The 23,275-nt window shown below is 68.1% G+C and carries 24 protein-coding genes; 6 read left to right on the plus strand and 18 right to left on the minus strand.

Annotation, left to right across the window (positions count from 1 at the left end; genetic code table 11):
• Position 1: 1 nt before the first annotated feature.
• Genes ASD34_RS04765 through ASD34_RS04775 form a run of 3 tightly spaced genes read right to left on the minus strand, consistent with a single transcriptional unit; the run spans position 2 to position 2,638 of the window.
• Positions 2-1,003 (minus strand): ABC transporter substrate-binding protein, encoded by a 1,002-nt coding sequence (locus ASD34_RS04765; RefSeq protein ID WP_056573489.1) that lies wholly within the window; start codon positions 1,001-1,003, stop codon positions 2-4.
• Between the two features lie 46 nt (positions 1,004-1,049).
• On the minus strand, positions 1,050-1,874 hold the full coding sequence (locus ASD34_RS04770) for an ABC transporter ATP-binding protein (RefSeq protein ID WP_056573492.1): 825 nt from the start codon (positions 1,872-1,874) through the stop codon (positions 1,050-1,052).
• Complete coding sequence (locus ASD34_RS04775; RefSeq protein ID WP_056573495.1) at positions 1,871-2,638, minus strand: ABC transporter permease; 768 nt, start codon at positions 2,636-2,638, stop codon at positions 1,871-1,873. The genes ASD34_RS04770 and ASD34_RS04775 overlap by 4 nt, the downstream gene beginning before the upstream one ends.
• Positions 2,639-2,781: 143 nt before the next feature.
• On the opposite strand from ASD34_RS04775, the gene ASD34_RS04780 reads away from it, so the two are divergent.
• The 4 genes from ASD34_RS04780 to ASD34_RS04795 all read left to right on the plus strand — a co-directional run bounded on the left by ASD34_RS04780 (position 2,782) and on the right by ASD34_RS04795 (position 6,131).
• The gene (locus ASD34_RS04780; RefSeq protein ID WP_235509977.1) at positions 2,782-3,480 is read left to right on the plus strand and encodes a GntR family transcriptional regulator; all 699 of its coding nucleotides are present in this window, start codon (positions 2,782-2,784) and stop codon (positions 3,478-3,480) included.
• Positions 3,477-4,628 carry a mandelate racemase/muconate lactonizing enzyme family protein gene (locus ASD34_RS04785; protein ID WP_056573501.1) on the plus strand — a complete coding sequence of 384 codons (1,152 nt, stop codon included), beginning with the start codon at positions 3,477-3,479 and terminating at the stop codon, positions 4,626-4,628. Before ASD34_RS04780 ends, ASD34_RS04785 begins: the two co-directional genes overlap by 4 nt.
• 178 nt (positions 4,629-4,806) lie before the next feature.
• Positions 4,807-5,592, plus strand: coding sequence for an exodeoxyribonuclease III (gene xth, locus ASD34_RS04790; RefSeq protein ID WP_056573504.1), 786 nt, complete (start codon positions 4,807-4,809; stop codon positions 5,590-5,592).
• Positions 5,593-5,597: 5 nt separating this feature from the next.
• Positions 5,598-6,131, plus strand: a complete 534-nt coding sequence (locus ASD34_RS04795; protein ID WP_056573507.1) for a hypothetical protein — start codon at positions 5,598-5,600, stop codon at positions 6,129-6,131.
• A gap of 27 nt (positions 6,132-6,158) precedes the next feature.
• Here ASD34_RS04795 and ntrC read toward each other — a convergent pair whose 3' ends face one another.
• The 12 genes from ntrC to ASD34_RS04855 form a co-directional block, all read right to left on the minus strand.
• A complete protein-coding gene (gene ntrC / locus ASD34_RS04800; protein WP_056573511.1) occupies positions 6,159-7,691 on the minus strand; it encodes a nitrogen regulation protein NR(I) in 1,533 nt (510 codons plus the stop codon).
• A gap of 26 nt (positions 7,692-7,717) precedes the next feature.
• Positions 7,718-8,797 carry a nitrogen regulation protein NR(II) gene (gene glnL, locus ASD34_RS04805; RefSeq protein ID WP_056573514.1) on the minus strand — a complete coding sequence of 360 codons (1,080 nt, stop codon included), beginning with the start codon at positions 8,795-8,797 and terminating at the stop codon, positions 7,718-7,720.
• 14 nt (positions 8,798-8,811) lie between these two features.
• The gene (locus tag ASD34_RS04810) at positions 8,812-9,339 is read right to left on the minus strand and encodes a hypothetical protein (protein ID WP_056573517.1); all 528 of its coding nucleotides are present in this window, start codon (positions 9,337-9,339) and stop codon (positions 8,812-8,814) included.
• A gap of 236 nt (positions 9,340-9,575) precedes the next feature.
• Positions 9,576-10,991, minus strand: a complete 1,416-nt coding sequence (gene glnA / locus ASD34_RS04815) for a type I glutamate--ammonia ligase (RefSeq protein ID WP_056573520.1) — start codon at positions 10,989-10,991, stop codon at positions 9,576-9,578.
• A 147-nt stretch (positions 10,992-11,138) separates the two neighbouring features.
• Positions 11,139-11,939, minus strand: a complete 801-nt coding sequence (locus tag ASD34_RS04820; protein ID WP_200937527.1) for a competence/damage-inducible protein A — start codon at positions 11,937-11,939, stop codon at positions 11,139-11,141.
• Positions 11,936-12,835, minus strand: coding sequence for an EI24 domain-containing protein (locus ASD34_RS04825; protein ID WP_056573525.1), 900 nt, complete (start codon positions 12,833-12,835; stop codon positions 11,936-11,938). The genes ASD34_RS04820 and ASD34_RS04825 overlap by 4 nt, the downstream gene beginning before the upstream one ends.
• Before the next feature lie 57 nt (positions 12,836-12,892).
• Positions 12,893-13,867 carry a sterol desaturase family protein gene (locus tag ASD34_RS04830; RefSeq protein ID WP_056573529.1) on the minus strand — a complete coding sequence of 325 codons (975 nt, stop codon included), beginning with the start codon at positions 13,865-13,867 and terminating at the stop codon, positions 12,893-12,895.
• A gap of 16 nt (positions 13,868-13,883) precedes the next feature.
• Positions 13,884-14,720 (minus strand): polysaccharide deacetylase family protein, encoded by an 837-nt coding sequence (locus ASD34_RS04835; RefSeq protein ID WP_056573532.1) that lies wholly within the window; start codon positions 14,718-14,720, stop codon positions 13,884-13,886.
• Positions 14,704-15,711 carry a YncE family protein gene (locus ASD34_RS04840; RefSeq protein ID WP_056573536.1) on the minus strand — a complete coding sequence of 336 codons (1,008 nt, stop codon included), beginning with the start codon at positions 15,709-15,711 and terminating at the stop codon, positions 14,704-14,706. Before ASD34_RS04840 ends, ASD34_RS04835 begins: the two co-directional genes overlap by 17 nt.
• Positions 15,712-15,816: 105 nt before the next feature.
• On the minus strand, positions 15,817-16,557 hold the full coding sequence (locus tag ASD34_RS04845; protein ID WP_056573541.1) for a pseudouridine synthase: 741 nt from the start codon (positions 16,555-16,557) through the stop codon (positions 15,817-15,819).
• Between the two features lie 61 nt (positions 16,558-16,618).
• Complete coding sequence (gene ggt / locus ASD34_RS04850) at positions 16,619-18,355, minus strand: gamma-glutamyltransferase (protein WP_056573543.1); 1,737 nt, start codon at positions 18,353-18,355, stop codon at positions 16,619-16,621.
• A gap of 58 nt (positions 18,356-18,413) precedes the next feature.
• The gene (locus ASD34_RS04855; RefSeq protein ID WP_056573546.1) at positions 18,414-20,018 is read right to left on the minus strand and encodes a methyltransferase regulatory domain-containing protein; all 1,605 of its coding nucleotides are present in this window, start codon (positions 20,016-20,018) and stop codon (positions 18,414-18,416) included.
• Between the two features lie 146 nt (positions 20,019-20,164).
• Between ASD34_RS04855 and ASD34_RS04860 the strand changes: the two genes are divergently transcribed.
• On the plus strand, positions 20,165-20,371 hold the full coding sequence (locus tag ASD34_RS04860; protein WP_056573549.1) for a hypothetical protein: 207 nt from the start codon (positions 20,165-20,167) through the stop codon (positions 20,369-20,371).
• Between the two features lie 39 nt (positions 20,372-20,410).
• Here ASD34_RS04860 and ASD34_RS04865 read toward each other — a convergent pair whose 3' ends face one another.
• Both ASD34_RS04865 and ASD34_RS27430 read right to left on the minus strand, forming a co-directional pair.
• The gene (locus tag ASD34_RS04865) at positions 20,411-20,848 is read right to left on the minus strand and encodes a PPC domain-containing DNA-binding protein (protein WP_056573552.1); all 438 of its coding nucleotides are present in this window, start codon (positions 20,846-20,848) and stop codon (positions 20,411-20,413) included.
• A 31-nt stretch (positions 20,849-20,879) separates the two neighbouring features.
• Positions 20,880-21,239, minus strand: a complete 360-nt coding sequence (locus ASD34_RS27430; RefSeq protein ID WP_157609629.1) for a hypothetical protein — start codon at positions 21,237-21,239, stop codon at positions 20,880-20,882.
• Positions 21,240-21,485: 246 nt separating this feature from the next.
• Between ASD34_RS27430 and ASD34_RS04875 the strand changes: the two genes are divergently transcribed.
• Positions 21,486-22,262, plus strand: coding sequence for a MauE/DoxX family redox-associated membrane protein (locus ASD34_RS04875; protein ID WP_056573558.1), 777 nt, complete (start codon positions 21,486-21,488; stop codon positions 22,260-22,262).
• A gap of 134 nt (positions 22,263-22,396) precedes the next feature.
• On the opposite strand, the gene ASD34_RS04880 is transcribed toward ASD34_RS04875, so the two are convergent.
• Positions 22,397-23,263 (minus strand): c-type cytochrome, encoded by an 867-nt coding sequence (locus ASD34_RS04880; RefSeq protein ID WP_056573561.1) that lies wholly within the window; start codon positions 23,261-23,263, stop codon positions 22,397-22,399.
• Between the last annotated feature and the right edge of the window lie 12 nt (positions 23,264-23,275).

Genomic DNA, 23,275 nt, shown 5'->3' on the forward strand with positions numbered 1-23,275 from the left:
GTCACGCCTTCACCACCTCGTTGAAGATCGACGGATCGAAGTACTGCTCGGCCTTCACCGCGTTGGCGATGCTGGCGTTCTGCACGAAGAAGTCGGTCACCTGCTGCAGCCAGCGCGTGGCGGTGCCGTCGGCGTACTTCACGCGCCAGTCGGGCGAGCTGTAGTACTTGGAGGCCTTGAACTGCTCCTTGAACTCGGCCAGCGGCACTTCCTTGTACTGCGCCTTCTGCAGCGCCTCGGCGGCGGCGTCGGGGTTGTTGACGATGTGGTCGTTCACCGGCACCCAGGCCGCCACCAGCTTGCGCAGCGTGGCCTTGTTCTTCTCGTAGTAGTCGTTGCGCGCGGCCCAGCCGCCCATGATGGCCGCCTGCGGGAAGAAGGCCGAGGCGTCGATCAGCTTGCGCGCGCCGGCCGCCTTCTGGCGCACCGTGCTGTCGAAGGGCGACCACAGCGCCACGGCGGGCACCGCGCCCGAGATGAAGGAGGTGACGGCTTCCGCCATGCGCTGGTTGACGATGCGCACGTCACGCGCCGGATCGAGCTGCGCCGAGCGCAGCGCGCGGTCCAGGAAGACGTGCGCGGTAGTGCCGGTGGTGGTGGCGATCTGCTTGCCCTTGAGGTCGGCCAGCGAGGCGATGCCCGCGTCGCCGCGCACCCACAGCTGCGCGGTCGCGTACTCGATGTTGTTCAGCAGGAAGACCTTGCCCTGCCCGCGCGCCGGAAAGTTCGACAGCACGGCGCCGGTGGCCAGCACGTCGAGGCTGCCGCCGATCATGGCCTGGAAGAGTTCGAGCCCGGTGGTGAACTGCACCAGCTCCAGCTCGAGCCCCTGCTTGGCGAACGCTCCGCTTTGCTGGCCCAGCCAGATGTGCCCGTCGACCGCCGGCGTGTGCAGGTAGCCGACCTTGACCTTGGTGCGGGACTGTGCCAGCAGCGGTGCCACGGTGGCGGCCGCCGCGGCGCCGGCGGCGGCGCGGATGAGGGTTCTACGCTGGATGGCCATGGTGTCTCCTGGGAGTGCCTGTGATGAAGAAGGGGCGGTGTGCCGGTCAGTCCGACAGCCGCACGGTCTGCCGCGCCTGGGCCGCATACTCTTCCATGACGAGGGCGCGGATCTGCGCGCGCAGCTCGCCGAAGCGCGGGTCTTCGTGCACGTTCTCCGCGCGCGGGTAGCCGAACGGCACGTCGATCACGGTGCGGATGCGCGCCGGCCGCGCGGTGACGACCACGATGCGCGACGACAGGTAGATCGCCTCTTCCACCGAGTGCGTGATCAGCATCACCGTCTTGTCCTCGGTCTGCAGCACCTCCAGCAGCAAATCCTGCATGGCGCTGCGGGTCTGCGCATCGAGTGCACCGAAGGGCTCATCCATGAGCAGGAACTGCGGCCGCACCGCATAGGCGCGCGCAATCGCCAGCCGCTGGCGCATGCCGCCCGACAGGTGCTTGGGAAAGTGGTCGGCAAAGTCGCGCAAACCCATGAGCCCCATGTAGCGCGCGACGATGGCGTCGTGCTCGGCCTTGGGCACGCGATTGCCCGCGAGCTTCAGGCCGAAGGCGATGTTCTGGCGCACGGTGAGCCACGGGAAGACGCCGTACTCCTGGAAGATCACGCCGCGGTCGGGCCCGGGACCGCGCACCGGTTGGCCGTCGAGCAGCACCTGCCCCGACGTCGGTTGCACGAAGCCGCCGAGGATGTTCATCAGCGTGGTCTTGCCGCAGCCCGAAGGGCCGATGACCGACACGAACTCGCCCTGGCGGATGTCGAGCGACACGCCGTCGAGCACGCGCATCGGGCCCTGCGCCGTGGGGAATTCCACCGAGACGTCGCGGAAAGAGACGCGCACCGGCGTGTCGTGATTGGGTGTCGTCATGCGATGCGGTCCTGCCAGGCCAGCAGCCGGCGGCTGATGGCGCGCAGCGCGAGGTCCATCGCCAGCGCGATGAAGCCGATGCAGATGATCCCGACATAGATGATGTCGAGCTGGAAGAAAGACGATGCGTTCTGGATCAGCGCGCCCAGCCCCTGCTGCGCGGCGATGAGCTCCGAGGCCACCAGCGTGGCCCAGGCCACGCCCAGCGCCACGCGCACGGCCGTGAGGATGTGCGGCACCGTGAGCGGCACGATGACCTTGCTGAAAATCTCCAGGTCGCTGGCGCCCAGCGTACGCGCCACGCGGATGTAGATCGGGCTGATCTGCGCGATGCCTTCGTACATCACGATCACGCCGGCGAAGAAGGCGGCATAGAACAGGATCACCGTCTTGGCCACTTCGCCGATGCCGAAGTACACGATGACCAGCGGGATCAGCGCAATCGGCGGCAGCGCCCGAAAGAAGTTGATCACCGGATCGATGAAGCTGCGCAGCCCCTTGTACCAACCCAGGCAGAAACCCACCGGCACCGCCAGCAGCGTGCCCAGCGCCACGCCGATGAAGACGCGCTGCGTCGACATCCAGATGTCGGCCACCAGCCGGTCCTGCAGCAACTGCACGAAGCGCGCCGCCACCTCGTGCGGCGCCGGCACCAGCGACGGGTTGACCAGCCCGCTGGCGCGCACCGCATACCACAGCACAAGCAGCACCACCCAGGGCGCGAGAATCAGCGCGAAGCGCCACGGCGCTGGCCGGCTCAGCATGAAGCATGTCTCCAGGTCAAAACGGTGAACCTCGGGGATGGTTGTTTCTGTGATTTGGTCGTACTATAGACCAGACGTTTAGACATATGCAAATAACCCAGACACAGGTTGCGGGCGGTCCGCCCCGCTATGCCGACAGTCCCATGCCGCGCTACCTGCAGGTGGCCGACCTGCTGCGCCAGCGCATCGCGCGCGGCACCTGGCCCGAAGGCCATCGACTGCCCTCGCTGGAAGAACTGGTGACGGAGTTCGGCGTGGCCCGCGTCACGGTGCGCCAGGCCGTCGAGCTTCTGGCGCGCGACGGCCTCGTGTCGCCGCAGCAGGGGCGTGGCACCTTCGTGACCGGACGCCCGCCCAACGAGCGCTGGCTCAACGTGGTCACCACGCTGGACGCGCTGGCGCGCGTGTACCGCGACACCGAGCCGCAGATCCTCAACATCGACGAAGCCACCTCCGCGCCCGCACTGCGACCGGGCGAAGGCGTGCCCGCCGAGCGCTACGCCTACATGCGCCGCGTGCACTCGCGCGACGGCAAGCCCTACTGCGTGATCGACATCCACCTGGACGAGCGCATCTTCCGCCGCAGCCCCAGGCGCTTTCGCGAGGAAACCGTGATCCCGCTGCTGACCTCGATGAAGAGCGTGAAGATCGCCAAGGCGCACCAGGTGCTGACCATCGGCACCGCCGACATGGAAGTCGCGCGCCTCATCGACGTGCCGCTGAACGCGCCGGTGGCCGAAGTGCGCCGCGTCTTCCGCGACCCCGACGACCGGGTGATCTACCTGGCCGAAGTGGTCTATCGCGGCGACGCCATCCACGTGGAGATGGACCTGAAACCATGAGCCCTGCCGCCCTGCCCGAGCTGCCATTGACCATCGCCCGGCTGGAGGCGATGGTGTTCCGCTACCCGGTGAAGACGCCCGTGCGCACGTCGTTCGGCGTCATGCACGACCGGCCGGCGCTGTTCGTGCGCGTGGAGGACACCGAGGGCGCGGTCGGCTGGGGCGAGGTGTGGTGCAACTTTCCAGGCTGCGGTGCGGAGCATCGCGCGCGGCTGCTCGACACCGTCATGGCGCCGCTGCTCCTCGGTCGCGCCTTCGACAGCGCGCAGGCGGCCTTTGCGCACCTGAGCGACGCCACCGCCGTGCTCGCGATCCAGTCGGGCGAGCCGGGCCCGATCGCGCAGACGATCGCCGGCATCGACCTCGCGCTGTGGGACCTGTGCGCGCGGCGCGCCGGCGTGCCGCTGTGGCGCCTGCTTGGCGGCGCCCGCGGCCATGTGCCCGTGTACGCCAGCGGACTCAACCCCGACCGGCCCGAAGAACTGGCGCTGCAGCGCCATGCCGAGGGCTATCGCGCGTTCAAGCTCAAGGTCGGCTTCGGCGAGCAACGCGACATCGCCAACCTGACAGCCCTGCGCGCGGCGCTGGGCGACGACACGCCATTGATGGTCGATGCCAACCAGGCCTGGTCGCTCGCGCAGGCGCGGCACATGGCCGCGCGCGTTGCACCGTTCAAACTCGGCTGGCTCGAAGAACCGCTGCGCGCGGATCGCCCCTGGGACGAATGGCGCACGCTGCAACAGGGCACGACGCTGCCGCTGGCCGGCGGCGAGAACCTGGCCGGCAACGCCGCCTTCGATGCCGCGCTGCAGGCCCGGGTGTTCACCGTGCTGCAACCCGACGCCGCCAAGTGGGGCGGCATCTCGGGCTGCTGGCCGGTGATCCGCCGCGCGCAGGCGGCCGGCCTGCGCTACTGCCCGCACTACCTGGGCGCCGGCGTCGGCCTGCTCGCCTCGGCCCACCTGCTGGCCGCGGCCGGCGGCGACGGGATGCTGGAAGTGGACGCGAATCCGAACCCGCTGCGCACCACACTCAGCCCACCATTGCAGCGCATCGAGGACGGCCGGATCGACCTGGGCGAGACGCCCGGCATCGGCATCGAGCCCGACCCGGCACGGATCGCCGACGCCAGCGCCAGCGCCCTCTAGCCGCGCCAGCGCCTGCCCTGCGTGGCTGTTGCGCCTGCTTACCTGCCCCCGCCGGGCGGCGCGCCCCTTTTGCTAAGCTGGCGAGGCGCGCCTGCCGCGTGCGCAGCCGGGCCTGCAAGCCCGAAGCGCCCCACGCAGAAATAGAATTTTTGAAATCCATCCATCACTCAGAGCCACCATGAAAATCGCGACCTGGAACGTCAACTCCCTCACGGCGCGCCTGCAGCATGTGCTCGACTGGCTCATCGCCAACCCGGTCGATGTGCTGTGCCTGCAAGAGCTCAAGATGACCGACGACAAGTTTCCGCTCGAGGTGCTGAAGTCGGCCGGCTACGAGGCCGCGGTGTTCGGGCAGAAGACCTACAACGGCGTGGCCATCCTCAGCCTCGCGCCGGTGCGCGACGTGGTGAAGAACATCGAGAACTTCGCCGACGAGCAGTCGCGCGTGATCGCGGCCACCATCGAGACGCCCTCGGGTCCGCTGCGCGTGGTGAACTGCTACTTCGTGAACGGCCAGGCGCCGGGCAGCGAGAAGTTCGCCTACAAGATGAAGTGGCTCGACGCGCTGCACGACTACATCGCGCGTGAACTCGCGGCGCACCCGAACCTCGTGCTGCTGGGCGACTTCAACGTCACGCCCGAAGACCGCGACAGCTTCGACCCCGTGGGCCTGAAGGAAACGATCCATCACACGACCGAAGAGCGCGACCACTTCAAGGCGCTGCTCGACCTGGGCCTGACCGACAGCTTCCGCATGTTCGAGCAACCCGAGAAAAGCTACTCGTGGTGGGACTACCGCATGCTGGGCTACCAGAAGAACCGCGGCCTGCGCATCGACCACATCCTCGTGAGCGAGCCGCTGCGACCACGCGTGAAGGGCTGCGTCATCGACCGCGTGCCGCGCAAGTGGGAAAAGCCGAGTGACCACGCCCCCGTGGTGCTCGACCTCGGCCCGCGCGCCTGACGGCCATGACGATGCCGATGGCCGCACGCCTCGCCCGTTCTGCCGTGATCGTTGCCGCGGCACTCGCCCTGGCCGCCTGCTCTTTCCTCAAGCCGGGCGGCAGGTCGGAAAGCGGCACGGGGACCACGTCGCCCGGCGGCGAAACCGCCACCACGGAGAGCAGCCGCGACGTGCCGACCGTGCGGCTGATCACGGCGCAGACGCCCGCGATCCGCACCTACCGCAAGACGGGCGCGCGCCACATCTACAAGGCCTACGCCAACCGCATCTACAAAGGCAAGATCCCACCGCTGGTGTATGCCGTGGTGGTGGTCGAGACCGACATCGACGCGAACGGCAAGGTCAACAACGTGACCTTCAGCCGCGTGCCCAGCCATGCGCCCGAAGTGCCACCGATGATCGCGGAGCTGATCAAGGCCACCTCGCCCCTGCCGAGCCCCGGCAAGCTGGGCGGCCACACCTACGTCGACACCTGGCTCTGGGACAAGAGCGGCAAGTTCCAGCTGGATTCACTCACGCTCGGCCAACGCAGCCGGTAATGGAAAAAAGGCCCTGGGAGGGCCTTTTCATTCGATACCGAGTTCCTGGATTTTCCGGGTGATGGTGTTTCGCCCGATGCCCAGTTTCTGGGCCGCCTCGATGCGCCGGCCGCGCGTGTTGGCCAGCGCGGTGAGGATCAGCCGCGATTCGAAGCGGCGCGTGAGCACGTCCCACACGTCGGTGCGGCCTGCGGCGAGCAGGGCCTGCGCTTCGGCTTCGAGGCCGCTTTCCCAGGCGCTGGCGCCGATCGACGCGCTGGACACCGTCTCAGGCGCAACCGCGGCAACCGGCGCGGAAGCAGCGTCGTGCGCGAGAGCCGCAGGGGCCATCGCGACGGCCTGCGCGGGCGCAGCGGTCTCGGCGACCACCGCATGCCCTTCCGCCCCACCACCCGCCATCACTTCGGGCGGCAGGTCCTTGGATTCGATCAGCTGCGCCGGCGCCATCACCGTGAGCCAGTGGCAGATGTTCTCGAGCTGGCGCACGTTGCCCGGAAAGTTGAAGGCCGCGAGCTTGGCGAGCGCGGCGTCGGAAATGCGCTTGGGCTCGACGCCCAGCTGGCGCGCGCTCTGCTGCAGGAAGTGGCGCGTGAGCGCGGGCACGTCTTCGCCGCGTTCGCGCAGCGCGGGCAGGCGCAGGCGGATCACGTTGAGGCGGTGGAACAGGTCTTCGCGGAAGCCGCCGAGCTTCACGCGCTGCTCGAGGTCCTGGTGGGTGGCCGCGATGACGCGCACGTTGGCCTTGACCGAGTTGTGGCCGCCCACGCGATAGAAGTGGCCGTCGCTGAGCACGCGCAGCAGGCGCGTCTGCAGGTCGAAAGGCATGTCGCCGATTTCGTCGAGGAACAGCGTGCCGCCCTCGGCCTGTTCGAAGCGGCCACGGCGCATGGTCTGCGCGCCGGTGAAGGCGCCGCGCTCGTGGCCGAAGAGTTCGCTTTCGAGCAGGTCCTTGGGAATGGCCGCGGTGTTGATCGCCACGAAGGGGCCGCTGGCGCGCGGCGAGTGCTTGTGCAGCGCGCGCGCCACCAGCTCCTTGCCCGAGCCCGATTCGCCGGTGATGAGCACCGTGACGTTGCTCTGCGACAGCCGCCCAATGGCACGGAACACGTCCTGCATCGCGGGCGCCTGGCCGAGCATCTCGGGCGCAGCGGCCATGCGCTCTTCGGACACTTCCTCGCGCTGGCTTTCGTCGACGGCGCGGCGGATCAGCTCCACGGCGCGCGGCAGGTCGAAGGGCTTGGGCAGGTACTCGAAGGCGCCGCCCTGGAAGGCCGAGACCGCGCTGTCGAGGTCGGAGAAGGCGGTCATGATGATGACCGGCAGGCCGGGGTGCTTGGCCTTGATCTTGTCGAGCAGGTCGAGTCCCGAGCCGCCCGGCATGCGGATGTCGCTCACCAGGACCTGCGGGCCCTGCTGCTCGTCGCCTTCGGCCTGTTCGAGTGCGGCCAGCACTTCGCGTGTGTTCGTGAAGCTGCGCGTGGGCAGGTCTTCGCGCAGCAGTGCCTTCTCGAGCACGAAGCGTATCGATTGGTCGTCATCAACTATCCAGATCGGCTTCATGCATCTCCTCTGTTGCCGGGGCTGCGCTAGGGCAGCGGAATCAATATCTTGAAATCGGTTCGGCCCGGGACGCTGTCGCACTCGATCACGCCGTGATGCTGTTGCACAAAAGTTTGCGCAAGCGTCAGTCCCAGCCCGGTCCCGCCTTCCCTGCCCGAAACGAGCGGGTAGAAGATGCGGTCCTTGATCGTGTCCGGCACACCCGGTCCATTGTCGATGACATGCAATTCCAGTGCCAATCGATACCACTGCTTGTTGAAGATCACCTGGCGGGCCACGCGCGTCTTGAAAGTGATCTGCGCATCGCCCGCGGCGCGGCGCTCGGCCAGGGCCTGCGCCGCGTTGTGCACGATGTTGAGCGTGGCCTGGATCAGCTGCTCGCGGTCGCCTCGGAATTCGGGAATCGATACGTCGAAGTCGCGCTCGATGTGCAGGTCGCGCGGAAACTCCGCGAGGATGACCGAGCGCACGCGCTCGCAGACCTCGTGGATGTTCACGTCGCCCACCACGTGCGGGCGCCGATGCGGTGCCAGCAGCCGGTCGACCAGCGTCTGCAGCCGGTCGGCCTCGTGGATGATGACCTGGGTGTACTCGATGAGGTCGCGCGACTCGACCTCCATCTGCAGCAGTTGCGCCGCGCCGCGGATGCCGCCCAGCGGATTCTTGATCTCGTGCGCGAGGTTGCGGATGAGCTCCTTGTTGGCCTGCGCCTGGTCGATGAGGCGCTCTTCGCGGTCCTGGCGCACCTGCTGCTCCAGCGGCGACATTTCGATGATGAGTTCGCCCTTCTTGTCGCCGTGCGCGAGCGTGACCTGCACGGGCATGAGCTCATGGTTCACGCGACGCAGGAAGGCCTCGTAGCGCAGCGTGGCGAAGTCGTTGCTGCTGGCGCCGTCGAGGGCGGTGCGCAGCACTTGTGGCTCATGGAAACAGGCGCCGAACTGCGAGCCCTCGAGCGTGCGGCGCGAGGTGCCCAGCGCATCCTCGAGGCCCGCGTTGGCAAACAGCACCGAACCGTCCCTGTTGACCACCGCGATCAGCGTGGACAGCAGGTCGAAGGCGCGAAAGCGTGGATTGGCGCCAGTCGCCTTCTTGCCGAACACCATGGGTGGCGCGCCGCTTACTGCGCTTGCGGCTTGCCGGGCAGGCGGCCGATTTCGCGACGGATGCCAGCGATGTCGCTCTCGTTGCGCGCGAGTTCGGCCTTCATCTCAGCCACCCGGTCGAGGTACTTCTGGTAGTTGCGGCCTTCGCTGCCCTGCTTCTCGGGCTCGCCGTTGTTGTATTCCTTCTTGAGCTCGGTCTGGCGGGCCTCCGCCTTGCGCAGTTCGGCCTCGAGCACCGAGCGCGCCTCGCCGTCGCGGGCGCGCTGGTCGACGCCTTCGACGCGCGGGCTGCCCGCCGGGGCGCGCGCGGCCGAACCACCCGAACCCGACGACGACGCGCTGCCACCACCGCCGCCCGAGGGCTTCGTGCCCTGCACGACGGTGACGTTGCCGCCTTCCATGATCTTGCAGCCCTTTTGCTGGGCCACGGTCGCGTTGTTGGTGTACTCGTTGCCGCAGCGCCAGACGCGCTCCTGCGCGAGTGCCGGTACAGCGGCGGCGACGGAGGCAGCGGCCAGGAAAATCAGGGAAGCAGTCTTCATTGGAGTCCGGTGAGGGCGCGACAAACGCGCATTTTGATGCAATTCGAGCCCTCTCACGATGGGATGTTCCGCACCAAGGAAAAAGGACGGCCGAGGCCGTCCTTTTGTCTTACTCATCAGGCTCGCGCCCTTCGCGAAACACCGCGGAACCGGCTTTGCCGGGCCGCTGGTGTTGCCCCCGGTAGGGGGTTGNNNNCGAAGCGACACGAAGTGCGCGCAGCCTGGGGGCGAGCCGCTTACAGCGAGTAGTACATGTCGAACTCGACCGGGTGCGTCGCCATGCGGAAACGCGTGACTTCCTGCATCTTGAGGTCGATGTATGCGTCGATGTACGAGTCGGTGAACACGCCGCCCTTGGTCAGGAACGCACGGTCCTTGTCCAGGTGCTCCAGGGCCTGGTCCAGGCTGTGGCAGACGGTCGGGATCAGCGCGTCTTCTTCCGGCGGCAGGTGGTACAGGTCCTTGCTGGCGGCTTCGCCCGGATGGATCTTGTTTTCCACGCCGTCCAGGCCCGCCATCAGCAGCGCGGCAAAGCCCAGGTACGGGTTCATCAGCGGATCGGGGAAGCGCGCTTCGACGCGGCGGCCCTTCGGGTTCGCCACGAACGGGATGCGGATCGAGGCCGAGCGGTTCTTGGCCGAGTAGGCCAGCTTCACCGGGGCTTCGAAGCCGGGCACCAGGCGCTTGTAGCTGTTGGTGCCGGGGTTCGTGATGGCGTTCAGGGCACGGGCGTGCTTGATGATGCCGCCGATGTAGTGCAGCGCGAAGTCCGACAGGCCTGCGTAGCCGTCGCCGGCGAACAGGTTCTTGCCGTCCTTCCAGACCGACTGGTGCACGTGCATGCCGGAGCCGTTGTCGCCGACGATGGGCTTGGGCATGAAGGTGGCGGTCTTGCCGTAGGCGTGGGCCACGTTGTGGATCACGTACTTCTGCAGCTGGACCCAGTCGGCGCGCTGGACCAGCGTGCTGAACTTGGTGCCGATTTCGAGCTGGCCGGCGTTGGCCACTTCATGGTGATGCACTTCGACCGGGATGCCCAGCGATTCGAGCACCAGGCACATTTCCGAGCGCATGTCCTGGAAGCTGTCGACCGGGGGCACCGGGAAGTAGCCGCCCTTGACCGCCGGACGGTGGCCGCTGTTGCCGTGCTCGAACTCCTTGTCGGTGTTCCACGAGGCTTCCTCGGACTCGATCTTCACGAAGCAGCCCGACATGTCGTTCTTCCAGCGCACGCCGTCGAAGACGAAGAATTCGGGTTCCGGACCGAAGTAGGCGGTGTCGCCCAGGCCGGAAGCCTTCATGTACGCCTCGGCGCGCTTGGCGAGCGAGCGCGGGTCGCGCTCGTAGGCCTTGCCGTCGGCCGGATCGATCACGTCGCAGGTCAGGATCAGCGTCGTTTCTTCGAAGAACGGGTCGATGTTGGCGGTGTTCGGGTCGGGCATGAGCTGCATGTCCGAGGCTTCGATGCCCTTCCAACCGGCGATGGACGAACCGTCGAACGCGTGGCCCGAGGTGAATTTGTCTTCATCGAAGTGCGACACAGGCACGGTCACGTGCTGTTCCTTGCCGCGGGTGTCGGTGAAGCGCAGGTCGACGAACTTGACCTCGTTTTCCTTGACGAGCTTGAGTACATCGGCGACGGTCTTTGCCATCAGTTTCTCCTGAGTTGGATGGGTGGTTGGAAATACGGGAGGGGAGGATGCAGTTTCTGTGCCATTGTCGCCCCGCCGGATGAGGCCCGGGTGACGGTCAGAAGGCTGCCGGGAAAGGAAATAATCACCAAATTGGTGCGCATCAGATTAACGCACCAATTCGGGGCCAAGCTTCGCATCAAAGCTGTGCAGGCCTTCGATGAGCTGGCCGTAGGCGGCGTCGAGCCGGCCGGGGTCGCCCTTGACGCCCAGCTCGATGTGGCGGCCGTACTGGGGGTGATCCACACTGGGGAGGCTGAATACCTTGATGCCGGCATGGGCCTGCTCGATGGCCTGCATCAGCGGCGTGAGGGTGGCTTCCATCGCACCGAAAACGATCACGGACTTCTCGGCGATGGCGTTTCGGGTGAAAAGATCGGCGTAGCGGCTGTCGAGCACCGACTCGATCATCGGCCAGGCCATGACCGGAAAGCCCGGCACGAAATGGACGTGCTCGACGCTGAACCCCGGAATCTTGTTGTACGGGTTGCGGATGATCGACGCGCCCTGTGGAAACACGCCCATGTTCAGGCGGTGGATGTTGTCCGGCCGGTCGGGCTCGTAGGGCACGCCCTGCTCCTTCGCCGTGTCCTGCATGCGCTCGCGGATCAGCACTTCGGCTTCGGGGTGCAGCGCCAGCGGCACGCGCAGGGCCTGGGCGGCGCACTGGCGGGTGTGGTCGTCGGGCGTGGCGCCGATGCCGCCGGTCGAGAACACGATGTCGCCCGAGGCAAAGGCCCGCATGAGGGCGGCGGTGATGCGCGTGGGCTCGTCGCCCACGTATTCCGCCCAGCCCAGTTGCAGGCCGCGCGCGGCCAGCAGCTCGATGACCTTGGCCATGTGCTTGTCGGCCCGCTTGCCGGAAAGGATCTCGTCGCCGACGACGATGAGACCGAATGCGCGTGTCATGGTGAACCCCATTGAGAAAGAGCAGCCTTGTTGGCCTCGGTGGCTTCGGCCGCCTCGAGAGCCGGCGCGTCGCCGCTGCCTGTCACGGGCTGCAGCGCCGCGCGCTGGGCGCGCAACTGGGCCAGCGCGTCCAGGCAGTAGTGGGCGAACCAGAGCGCGGAGAAGGCGAAGACCAGCGTGTAGATCCAGATGGCGATCGGCACCAGCGCGAAGAAGGCGGCGGCGAACAGCAGGCCCGAGGCCCAGACGATGCTCGGCGCGGCGCCCAGGTAGCCGCACAGCACGCCGATGCACAGCAGCGGCAGCCGGTGGGCGCGCAGCAGCGCGGCGCGTTCCTCGGGGCTGGCGTGCTCGGCCAGCGCGTCGAAGCTCATCACCCGGTAGGTGAGCCAGCCCCAGATCAGCGGCGGCAGGATCAGCACCAGCGGCGGAATCAGCCACAGCGGCATCGACACCACCAGCGCGATCAGCGCCAGCACGGTGGCGCCGAGCGAGCGCAGCACGCTGCCAAAGAAGGAAGCGCCCTTCTTCTGTTCGAGCGACGGAAAGCGCCGTTCGGCCACGAGCCTGGTGAGCGCCGGCGCCATGAAGCCGGCCACGATCAAGAGCGACAGCACCACGATCAGCGGCGTGACGCCGAACACCACCACCAGCGGCGCCAGCGCGGCCGTGACGTCGCTGGAGAAGAGGCGCCCGATCCAGGCCCAGAAGCTGGACAGCAAGGGCCAGGCGTCGAGGGCTTCGCGCGTCCAGGCGACGGCCGCGTCCCAGTAGAAGTAGCCGAGCCCCGCGGCCAGCAGCACCATGAGCGCCAATGGCAGGAGCGACAGCACGATCACGCGCGGGAGCATGCAATAGGCCACCGCGCGCCAGAAGGAGTCGAGGAGCAGGCGCATGAGGCGTCGAGGATAGCGCAAGGCCCCGGCCCGCCAGCCGTAAGACCTCTGCCCGGATCAGGCGCGGCCGAACAGCCGCTTCAGGCCCAGCCACTGCTGCGACCAGAAGCCCCGGCCGTAGTCGCGCGGCCGGCCGTCGGCGCCGGGCTCGACCTGGTCGCGGATGCCGGTCGGGTCGTAGCGGTTCTCGAAGTTGGCGGTGCCAAAGAGCATGTCCCACCAGGGCAGCAGCACGCCGAAGTTGTGGCCGCCCAGCGTGCTCCGGCCATGCGACTCGTGGCCCAGCCCGATGCTGTGGTGCAGCCGGTGGAAGCGCGGGCTGACCCACAGCCACTCGCCGAGGGCGCCGAAGCTCAGCCGCAGGTTGGCGTGTTGCAGGCTCTCGCTGAGCTGGGTGAAGGCCACGACGGCGATGAACTGGCCCGGCGCCACGCCGATCAGCTGCGCCACGATGACGATGAGCGTGTCGTGGATGACGTCGTCCAGCAGGTGGTTGCGATCGTCGCTCCACATCGTCATCTGGCGCTGCGAGTGGTGCAGCGAATGCAGGCTCCACCACCAGTTGAACTGGTGCTGGCCGCGGTGGATCCAGTAGCCGACGAAGTCGAGCACCACGAGGTAGATGGCAAAGGCCACCCACGGCACGTCGGTCACGCCGGGCCAGGCCTCGTCCAGGTGGAAGGTGCCCCACCCCGCCATGCGCAGGCCGCCGAGCAGGTCGTCGAACAGCGGCTGCAACGTGAAGAACAGCACCAGCCGGAACAGGCCGAGCCGGTGGATCAGCGTGTAGAGCACGTCGGTGCGGATGGCGCGGCGGTCGGTCACGGGCTCGACCGCGCGCCAGCGCTGCAGCGGGCCGATCACGGCCAGCAGCACGAGGATCTGGACCACGCCGACGAGCAGCCATCCCGTGGCGTCGAAGGCGTCCTCGGCCCAGCCGCCCAGGCCGATGGCGTACACCAGCGGCTGCACGGCGGTCTCGAAGAGCCAGCCCTGCATGGCGGAAAAAACGTCGGTCAACCAGTCGATCACGGCGACAACCCAGGATTCAAGGGTGGGAGGCGATCCAGGCGCGATAGTCCGGATGCTGGCGCAGGGTGCGGAAACAGAAGCCCCTGGCCTTCAGCCCGACGATCAGTGGCTCGAGGTTGGCGGGCGCCCATGGGTCCTTGCGCGACCAGATGCCCAGGTGCGCCAGCAGGATGTCGCCGGGGCGGATGCCCGCCAGCGCCTGGGCCAGCAGCTTGGGGTTGCTGAAGGTTTCGCTCGGCAACTCGTCGCCCAGGAAGCCGGCGGGCGACCAGCCCACGTGCGCATAGCCGCAGTCCCTGGCGGCCGCCAGCAGCGCGGGCGAGGTCTTGCCACCCGGCGCGCGGTACAGCGGCAGCGGCTTCTTGCCGGTGATGGCGGCCAGCCGGTCGGACGACTTGCGGATGTCGGCGCAGTACTGGGCCGCGCTCCAGACCGACTCCTTGCCGGTCTGCGGGCCGGCCGACGGCCTGATGCGAAAGCTCGGCGGCGTGCCCTTGGCGTCGCCGCGCCAGTAGGCGTGGTCGTAGGTGTGCGAGGCGAACTCGTGGCCCTCGGCCGCCCTCGCCTTCCACCACGGCGCCCAGTGGTCGTCCAGGCTGTCGCCGTCGGTCTGGGTGCGCTCGGCGGCGGCGAAGAAGGTGACGCGCACGTCCTGGCGCTTGAGCACGTCGGCCACCAGCGGGGCGATGCCCATGTGGCCGGTGTCCAGCGTCAGGTAGACCGGCTTGTCGCAGGGGGCGCCCGCGGCTTCCTGTGCCCCGGCCGCCGGCAGGGTGGCGCAGGCCAGCGCCGCGACGGCACAGGCGACACCGCCGAAACGCCACCCGCGCACGAACTCAGATCCGCTTCGCATGGTCGAGCGTCCAGACGCCGTGCGGCGAGCGGCCGACGTTGACCTGCCGCACGACCTTCTGGCTCGCGAGATCGACCACCGTGAGCTTCTTGGCCCAGCGCGAGGTCACGTACAGCGTCTTGCCGTCGGCCGACACGTCCATGCAGTCGGGGCCGCCCGGCACGTTGTAGGTGGCGACGACCTTCAGCGTGGTCAGGTCGATGCGGCTGATGGTGTTGGCGACCCGGTTGCTCACGAACACGGTCTTGCCGTCGCCGGCCGAGCGGAAGGCGTGGGCGCCCTTGCCGGTGGGAATCTTGCCGACCAGCCTGGGCTGGGCGCCCGCCACGTCGAACACCTGCACGCCGTCGCTGCCGGTGAGGCCCACGAGCAGCGTCTTGTCGTTGTGGGCGCCGAAGATGTCGGCCGGCATGGCGCCGGTGGCCAGGCGCCAGCGCACGGTCTGCGTCGGCAGGTCGACCGCGATCAGCTCGTCGCTGTCCTGCATGGTGACGTAGGCCACCGTGCTGGTGTTGTCGATCCAGATGTGGCTGGGCGTCTTGCCGGTGGCGATGCGCTTGGCCAGCTTCAGGTCCTTGCCGTCCCAGCGGTAGATGTCGACGTGGTTCAGGCGGTTGGCTGCCGTGACGAACCACTTCATGTCGCGCGAGAACTGCAGCTGGTACGGGTCGATGATCCCGTACACCACGCGCTGCACCTCGGCCGTGCGCGGGTCCAGGAAGGTGAGCGAATCGCCCGCCGAATTGGCCACGATGACCGACTTTTCGTCGGGCGTCATGTAGATGTGGTGCGGTTCCTTGCCGGTGGGAATGCGCTGCTTCTCGGTCCAGTCGACCGGGTTGATCACGCTCACGCTGGCGTCCAGCGAATTGAGCACAAAAACCGGTGGAGAGGCCGGCGGCGCCGCCGCGACGGGGAGGGTCACCAGGGCTGTCAGGCAGGACAGCAGGAAGGCCGCGATGCGGCCGTTCGGGCGGGCAGGGAGTCGCAAGGGAAGGTTCCGGGAGAGAGTTAACAATCTTAACGGTCGAACCCGACGAACAGCTGACCGCGGGCGCCCCCTCACCCGCTGTCGGACCCCGCGCCTTGACCTATGTCAAGCGGCCCGGGGCACGGGCGCCCGCAGCTGGGCCACCTGCTCGGCCGTGAGCCAGCGCCATTGCCCCGGCGCCAGGTCGTCCGGCAGCGCCAGGCCGCCGATGCGCGAGCGGTGCAGGCCCTCGACCCGGTTGCCGACCGCCGCCAGCATGCGCTTGACCTGGTGGTACTTGCCCTCGGTGAGCGTGAGCCGCAGGTGCAGCGGGCTGTCCGATTCGCAGGCGGCCGCGCGCACGGGCTTCGGATCGTCGTCGAGCACCACGCCGGCGAGCAGTTTCGCGATCTGCGCCTCGTCGATCGGGTGCTTGGCCGTCACCTCGTAGACCTTGGGCACGTGGTGCTTGGGCGAGCCCATCTTGTGGATGAACTGGCCGTCGTCGGTCAGCAGCAGCAGGCCCGTCGTGTCCTGGTCGAGCCGGCCGATGGCCTGCACGCCCTGCACCGCGCCCTTGTTGGGCCGCAGCCGCAGCGGCGACGGCAGCAGCGTGTAGATGCTCGGGTAGGTCGAGGGCTTCTGCGAGCACTCGGTGCCAGCCGGCTTGTGCAGCATCAGGTAGGCCTTCTCGTGGTACGCCCACGGCGTGCCCTGCACGGTGTAGAGCAGGCCTTCGGGGTCGAGGTCGGCGAAGGGGTCGGTCACGGCCGCGCCGGCGATGCTCACGTGGCCTTGCTGGACCAGGCCCGCGCACACACGGCGGGTGCCGAAGCCCTGGGTATAGAGGATGTCTTGCAGGTGCATGGGAAATGAAAAAAGCGGCCGTGCCGACAGGGGCACGACCGCCTTCGAGTGTGCCGCAGGTTCAGTACCCGGCGGCCAGGCCCGTGTTGCGACGGGGATCGTTGGCGCCGTAGAAGCGGTTCGCGCCCACCGGCTTGCCGCCCAGCGAGGGCGCGCCGACGATGATCGCCGCCAGGTGGTTGGCCGGCTGCGGCACGCCCAGGTTGTGGCCCATGTCGGTCAGGATCTTGCGGGTGTCGGGGCTGATCGCGAAGGTCTCGACGTTGGTGACGTCGGGCAGCCATTGCTGGTGGAAGCGCGGCGCATCCACCGCTTCCTGCACGTTCATGCCGTAGTCGACCACGTTCAGGATGGTGTGCAGCACGGCCGTGATGATGCGGCTGCCGCCCGGCGTGCCGACCACGAACACCGGCTTGCCGTCCTTGGACACGATGGTCGGGCTCATCGAGCTCAGCGGGCGCTTGCCCGGGGCGATGGCATTGGCCTCGCCCTGCACCAGGCCGTACATGTTGGGCACGCCGACCTTCGAGGTGAAGTCGTCCATCTCGTTGTTCAGCAGCACGCCGGTCTTGTCGGCCGTGACCTTGGCGCCGAACCAGTCGTTCAGCGTGTACGTCACCGAGACCGCATTGCCCCACTGGTCGGTGATCGAGTAGTGGGTGGTGTTGCTGCCTTCATGCGGCGCGACGCCGGGCTTGATGTCCTTCGACACGCCCGCCTTCTTGGGGTCGATGGCCGCGCGGATCTTCGCGGCGTAGCCCTTGTCGAGCAGGCGGTCGAGCGGGTTCTTCACGAAGTCGGGGTCGCCCAGGTAGCTGTTGCGGTCCACGTAGGCGTGGCGCATGGCTTCGATCTGGTAGTGCACCGACTCCGCCGAGCGGTAGCCCAGGTCCTTCAGCGGATAGCCCTCCAGGATGTTGAGCATCTCGCAGATGATCACGCCGCCCGAGCTCGGCGGCGGCGCCGACACCACGCGGTAGCCGCGGTAGTCGCACTCGACCGGCGCGAGTTCGCGCGTCTTGTACTGGTCGAGGTCGGCCTGCGTGATGATGCCCTTGCCGGCCTGGCTCGACGCCACGATGGCCTTGCCGACCCAGCCCTTGTAGAAGCCGTCGGTGCCCTTGGCGCTGATTTCCTTCAGCGTCTTCGCCAGGTCTTTCTGCACCAGCTTCTGGCCGACCGCGAAGGGCTCGCCCTTGTTCAGGAAGATCGCGCCGGAAACCGGGTCTTTCTTGAAGTCGTTGGTGGCCGTGAGCAGCATGTCGATGTCGCCCTGCTCCAGCGCAAAGCCCTTGTCGGCCAGCTGGATCGACGGGGCGATGAGGTCGGCGCGCTTCATCGTGCCGTACTTCTCGCGCGCGTACTCCATGCCCGACACCGAACCCGGCACGCCCACGGCCAGGTGGCCATTGGTGCTCAGGCCCTTGATGACGTTGCCGTCCTTGTCCAGGTACATGTTGGCCGTGGCGGCCAGCGGGGCCTTCTCGCGGAAGTCCAGGAAGGTCTTGCGGCCGTCGGCCAGCTGCACGGTCATGAAGCCGCCGCCGCCGAGGTTGCCCGCCGCGGGGTAGACCACCGCCAGCGCATAGCCCACGGCCACGGCCGCGTCGACCGCGTTGCCACCGCGCTTGAGCACGTCGACGCCCACCTTGCTGGCCAGGTGCTGCGCGCTCACGACCATGCCGTGCTCGGCCGCGACCGGCGCCTGCGACGCAGCCTGTGCGCCGCTGGCCGCCGCCCACGTGAGCGCGACCGCGACGGCGGCGCGCAAGGTGGGGGTCCACTTGAATTGCTGCATGGAAAAATCTCCTCTGTGCGTTGGATGAAGAATGAGGGAGGGGTGAACGGTGTGGCCTTCAGGCCGTGAGCAGCGCCTTGCGCCGCAAACCTTGCAGCGCCTGCGCGACCTGCTCCTGCGCAAAAGCGCCGAGCGCCGACGGGTCGGTCAGCGGCTGGTCGTCCTTCAGGAAGCGCAGGCGCTCGGCACGCACTTCGCCGAGCAGGAAAGCGGCGAGCGCCTCGTGCGTGTGCGCCCCATCGAGCAGCGGCAGCAGGCTGCGCTCGAGCACGGAGAGCGACACCGGCTCGTGCCACTGGTTGCAGACCACGGCCGGCGTTGGCAAGGCGTGCGACCCAGGCACGCCGGCCAGCGCGCGGCGCACCGGCGCCAGCACCTGCGGCAGCGCGGACACGGCAGACGCCGCAGGCACCGGCGTGCGCCGGATGCGCAGCGCGCCCAGGATCAGCAACTCCTCGAGCATGGCGAGCACGATGGGTTCGACCGCCGCGTGGGCCTCGCCGGTGAGCGTCACCACCGCGGCCAGCAGCGCCTCGGTCGACATCGAACACGGATAGCTCGCATCGAGCGCCTGCGCCACCGCCTTGTGCGCCGGCAGCCGCAATGTGACCTTCAGGTCGCGCAGCGCGGTGCAGGGCTGCTCGCGGGTGTCGATGGCGAGCGCATCGCCCCCATCGACGCGGAAGGTGCCAGCGAACTCCAGCGCGCGCAGGCGGGGAACCTCGAGCCGGTAGCGGATGTTCGCGGCATTGCCCTGCTTCACCAGCAGCGTCTGCCGGAAGGTGCGGTTGACGAGAAAGTCGAGGTACTGCTCCATCATCACCTGGCTGCCGCCGCACTCGCGCAGCAGCGGGTCGCGCACCTTCTCGCCGTAGTTCTGCACGAACATGGTCGAGGGCTCGGCGTCGCACAGGTAGGCCAGCCCGCGGGCCTCGGCACGCGCGACGAACTCCTTGAAATAGCAGGGCTCGTTGCAGGGTTCGAGGAACTCGTGCAGCAGGTAATAGTTGCCCGAGTTGCGCACGATCGGCATCGTCTCTTCGAGCGTCTTGCGCAGCACACTGTCGGGCCGTGCCGATTGCTCCAGAAACTCGAGCATGCCGCGCGCGTACGAGAGCTTTTCTTCGGGCGTGTCGCGCGGGCCGCCGCGCAGGATCATCGCGTCGCGCACGATCTCGCGCGCCTTCCAGCCCGGGTACACGTTGTAGCTCACGTACACCACGCCGTTGGGCGCCAGGTTCTCGTCGCACACGCGCAGGATCGCGTCCTGCACCGGCCCCGGCACCCAGCTGTAGACGCCGTGGCAGACGATGTAGTCGAAGAGGCCGAACGACGCATCGATGTCGGCGATGTTGAAGGCCTTGAGCTCGATGTTCGACAGCCCCGCCTGGTCGAGCGCCGAAGCGCCCTGGGCCACCTGCACGCGCGAGAGGTCGACGCCCACGGCTTGCGCTTCGGGATGGCGCACTGCGAACGGAATCAGGTTGCCGCCGGCAGCGCAGCCCAGCTCCAGGACGCGCGCCTTGCGGGGCGATGGCGCATCGAGGCCGAACAGGAAGGCCAGCGCTTCCAGGTGCTCCACGGCGGACTGGGGGAACGGGTGCGAGTCGTAGGGCACCGCGTCGTAATAACTGGTGAGCGTGGAAGTCAGAGAGTCCGGCACGAACGTCCTTTGGGGAGCGGAGGGGGCTGCAGCAGTGCTCGCAGACTATAGCCCCGTGCCCGGGCAAAAAGAAGCCGGCGCCCCTCGATGCGCCCTCCTCCTGACACCAGGCACCCCCGCGCGAGCGACCTCTTTAGAATGGCCCGATGAACTGGCGCATCACTCTGTTTCCCCTGGCTTTGGTCATTGCCGGCTGCTCGTCGCCGCCCAACCAGATCGTTCCCTTCCGCGACGGTGTGCTGCGCGCCATGACCTACACCCAGGCCTCGGACTACTGCAGCGCCAAGGGGCAAGATCCCAAGTGGCTGGGCAAGGCGCCCGCCGAATCGGGCGTGCTGTTCCAGTGCCAGTGAGCCACAGCCTCACACCGGGCTGACGCCCGGCCGCACCGCTCAGGCATCGATGTCGATGAGCGCCAACCCGCTCTCGCGGTCGCAGGTCTTGCGCAGGTAGCCCGGCGACTCGACCAACAGCACCTCGAGCGTGGGCTGTACGGTGGCCTGCAGCACATGGCCACCGACGGTGCTGCCGTCGCGCCGGCCGAGCACGGCATGCGCATGCACCGTGGGCTGGTCGCCATCGAGCGCGATGTCCCCGTTGAGGGACAGCACCTCCACCTGCTCGCCGACGGGGATGCGGTCGTAGTCCTTGCGTTCCCAGTCGAAGTAGCCCAGCACCGCCCCGCGCAGCGCACCGATGGCGCTGAAACGGCTGGCCGACAGCGCATTCGCCTTGGCGAACTGCTCCAGCAGCGGAATCACTTCGTCGCCCGTCTCGAAGACGAGTGCGATGGTGCGCTCGGGGCCGGCGTTGAGGATCTTGGATTTCATGGGAAGGCGTGTCCTTTCGGTCGTCCACGCGTCAGCGCGGGGAGTTCTGCTTGCAGTCCTCGGCAGTGCCGCGGCAGTCGTCCTGGCGCGAGGGCGCGCCGGGCTCATCTGCAGGCGGCCTGGTTGCCTTGTCGCCGGCAGGCTTGGCGTCGGCCGGCGGCTTTTTCACCAGGCCCGGATCGCGGTCGGCCGGCGCCGGCTTCACCAGCCGGGGATTGCCATGATCGGGCGGCTTCACGAGCAACTCGGGGTCGGGCTGTACTTGGGGCCTGGCCGTCGGCGAAGGCCTGTCGGCCGGCTGCGCGGCGACCGTCCCGGCCACCAGTGCTGCAACGCCGAGAACGCCGATCGCGAGACGTCCGATCGCTGTGGATTTCGTTGATTTGCGCATGGCGTTCACCCAGGACCCCAAGGTTTCACCGGAACGCGAGGGGCGGTGTAGGCCTCGTTCGCCAATGGCCGCAAGTCGGCGACGCGGTCCCCGGGCGCTCTCGTCCTTCTCGTCCTTCTCGTCCTTCTCGTCCTTCTCGTCCTTCTCGTCCTTCTCGTCCTGTCAGGCAGACATGACATCGTCCGACAGGATGCCGGCCGCTTCCGCGCGCCAATCGGGCGATCGATCCGAACGACGGAGCTCCCCATGGCCACCCGAACTGCCGACCACGCCGCCACCGACAAGACCGCCACGCTGTACCGCATGGTCATGCCCGAGCACACCTGCCCCTTCGGCCTGAAGGCGCGCTTCCTGCTGCGGCGCAAGGGCTACGCAGTCGACGATCGCTGGCTGACAACGCGCCAGCAGACCGACGCCTTCAAGGCCGAGCAGCATGTGAAGACCACGCCGCAGGTTTTCATCGACGGTCGCCGCATCGGCGGCTACGACGACCTGCGCCGCCACTTCGGCCTCGCGGTGCGCGAACCCGGCCAGACGTCGTACCGGCCGGTGATCGCGGTGTTCGTCGTGGCGCTGCTCATGGCCGGCGCGAGCCTGCTGGCCGCGGGCCAGACGCTCGCGAGCCCGCAGCTGCTGTCTTCGTTCATCGCCTTTGCGATGTGCATCCTGGCGCTGCTCAAGCTACAGGACGTGGAGAGCTTCTCGACCATGTTCCTCAACTACGACCTGCTGGCGCGGCGCTTCGTGCTCTATGCCTACCTCTATCCGTTCGCGGAGCTGCTGGCCGGCGTGCTGATGGCGGCGGGCCGGATGCACGCGGTGGCGATTCCCGTGGCGCTCTTCATGGGGAGCGTGGGCACGGTGTCGGTGCTCAAGGCCGTGTACATCGACCGACGCGAACTCAAGTGCGCCTGCGTCGGCGGCAGCAGCAACGTGCCGCTGGGCTTCGTGTCGCTGACCGAGAACCTCATGATGGTCGCGATGGCGCTGTGGATGCTCGCCTGGCTCAACCCGCCAGGCTGACGCGCACCACGTACGGCGGCGGCACGGCGATTTCGTCGCAGTTCGGCCCCGTGCTGCCGCGGTTGCGACGCGCGGCGTGCATTTCCCGACCGGGCTCGACCCCGCCTGAACCGCCGGGCGCGACACGTGCCCGCTCAGTCCAGCGTGGCCAGGTAGGCCGCGATGTCGCGCGCGTCCGCTTCGGTCACGCCCATCTCCGGCATCGCGGTGCGCGGATCGACGGTGTGCGTGTGGCGCAGCCATCGCACCATGTGCTCGGGGGTGTTGGCGAGCTGGCCGGCGATCATGTCGCGCCGCGCGACACCGGCCAGCGACGGACCCACGTGCGGCGACGAGCCCGTGACGCCGGGAATGACGTGGCACGCATTGCACGCGTACTGCGACAGCGCCCGCTGCCCGCGCCTGACGCTGTCGCCAATGCCGTCGTTGGCCCGCGGCCCCGCTGCACACGTCGGACCGGATGACGCACCGGCCGTCATCGTCACCTCGCCCGCCTGCGCCTGCTGTGCGTACTGCGGCGGCGTCATGTCGGGCAGGTGCTGCAGGAACGCCACCAGCGCCCACAGGTCGTCGTCGGACAGCCGGTATTCCCAGGCCGGCATGCCGCTCATGCGGATGCCGTTCTTCGTGACCCAGTAGAGCTCGCGCGCGTGCCAGCGCTGGCGCGCATCCACCAGCGGGCCGGGCAGCGGCTGCATGCTCTTGCCGATGTCGCCCTGCGCCACGCCCGGCGCGCCGTGGCATTGCACGCACTTGGCGCGGTAGCAGGCCGCGCCGCGCGTCACGAGCTGCGCGTCGTCCAATGACGGGGGACGGATGTCGCGGGCACGCAGGCGCACCGACTGGCGCATCGCGGTCTCCAGCAGCGTGTGCACGGGCTGGTAGTGCGGCGTGGTCGCGGCCACGTCGTACAGGCCGCCGAACACCACGCACGCAGCGCCCGCCAGCGCCGCCGCACCGAGCGCCGCGACGGTGAGGAGAAACGTCCTGGTCGTCCCCATTTGGCGGCATTG

Origin of the sequence: Variovorax sp. Root473 (assembly GCF_001426505.1) — a bacterium.
Classification (GTDB): domain Bacteria; phylum Pseudomonadota; class Gammaproteobacteria; order Burkholderiales; family Burkholderiaceae_C; genus Variovorax.

What these genes read in the sequence shown, in the direction of transcription:
- ASD34_RS04765 (WP_056573489.1), bottom strand. Translation starts at nt 1,003, where the DNA reads ATGGCCATCCAGCGTAGAACCCTCATCCGCGCCGCCGCCGGCGCCGCG.
- ASD34_RS04770 (WP_056573492.1), bottom strand. Translation starts at nt 1,874, where the DNA reads ATGACGACACCCAATCACGACACGCCGGTGCGCGTCTCTTTCCGCGAC.
- ASD34_RS04775 (WP_056573495.1), bottom strand. Translation starts at nt 2,638, where the DNA reads ATGCTGAGCCGGCCAGCGCCGTGGCGCTTCGCGCTGATTCTCGCGCCC.
- ASD34_RS04780 (WP_235509977.1), top strand. Translation starts at nt 2,782, where the DNA reads ATGCCGCGCTACCTGCAGGTGGCCGACCTGCTGCGCCAGCGCATCGCG.
- ASD34_RS04785 (WP_056573501.1), top strand. Translation starts at nt 3,477, where the DNA reads ATGAGCCCTGCCGCCCTGCCCGAGCTGCCATTGACCATCGCCCGGCTG.
- xth (WP_056573504.1), top strand. Translation starts at nt 4,807, where the DNA reads ATGAAAATCGCGACCTGGAACGTCAACTCCCTCACGGCGCGCCTGCAG.
- ASD34_RS04795 (WP_056573507.1), top strand. Translation starts at nt 5,598, where the DNA reads ATGACGATGCCGATGGCCGCACGCCTCGCCCGTTCTGCCGTGATCGTT.
- ntrC (WP_056573511.1), bottom strand. Translation starts at nt 7,691, where the DNA reads ATGAAGCCGATCTGGATAGTTGATGACGACCAATCGATACGCTTCGTG.
- glnL (WP_056573514.1), bottom strand. Translation starts at nt 8,797, where the DNA reads ATGGTGTTCGGCAAGAAGGCGACTGGCGCCAATCCACGCTTTCGCGCC.
- ASD34_RS04810 (WP_056573517.1), bottom strand. Translation starts at nt 9,339, where the DNA reads ATGAAGACTGCTTCCCTGATTTTCCTGGCCGCTGCCTCCGTCGCCGCC.
- glnA (WP_056573520.1), bottom strand. Translation starts at nt 10,991, where the DNA reads ATGGCAAAGACCGTCGCCGATGTACTCAAGCTCGTCAAGGAAAACGAG.
- ASD34_RS04820 (WP_200937527.1), bottom strand. Translation starts at nt 11,939, where the DNA reads ATGACACGCGCATTCGGTCTCATCGTCGTCGGCGACGAGATCCTTTCC.
- ASD34_RS04825 (WP_056573525.1), bottom strand. Translation starts at nt 12,835, where the DNA reads ATGCGCCTGCTCCTCGACTCCTTCTGGCGCGCGGTGGCCTATTGCATG.
- ASD34_RS04835 (WP_056573532.1), bottom strand. Translation starts at nt 14,720, where the DNA reads ATGCGAAGCGGATCTGAGTTCGTGCGCGGGTGGCGTTTCGGCGGTGTC.
- ASD34_RS04845 (WP_056573541.1), bottom strand. Translation starts at nt 16,557, where the DNA reads ATGCACCTGCAAGACATCCTCTATACCCAGGGCTTCGGCACCCGCCGT.
- ggt (WP_056573543.1), bottom strand. Translation starts at nt 18,355, where the DNA reads ATGCAGCAATTCAAGTGGACCCCCACCTTGCGCGCCGCCGTCGCGGTC.
- ASD34_RS04860 (WP_056573549.1), top strand. Translation starts at nt 20,165, where the DNA reads ATGAACTGGCGCATCACTCTGTTTCCCCTGGCTTTGGTCATTGCCGGC.
- ASD34_RS04865 (WP_056573552.1), bottom strand. Translation starts at nt 20,848, where the DNA reads ATGAAATCCAAGATCCTCAACGCCGGCCCCGAGCGCACCATCGCACTC.
- ASD34_RS27430 (WP_157609629.1), bottom strand. Translation starts at nt 21,239, where the DNA reads ATGCGCAAATCAACGAAATCCACAGCGATCGGACGTCTCGCGATCGGC.
- ASD34_RS04875 (WP_056573558.1), top strand. Translation starts at nt 21,486, where the DNA reads ATGGCCACCCGAACTGCCGACCACGCCGCCACCGACAAGACCGCCACG.
- ASD34_RS04880 (WP_056573561.1), bottom strand. Translation starts at nt 23,263, where the DNA reads ATGGGGACGACCAGGACGTTTCTCCTCACCGTCGCGGCGCTCGGTGCG.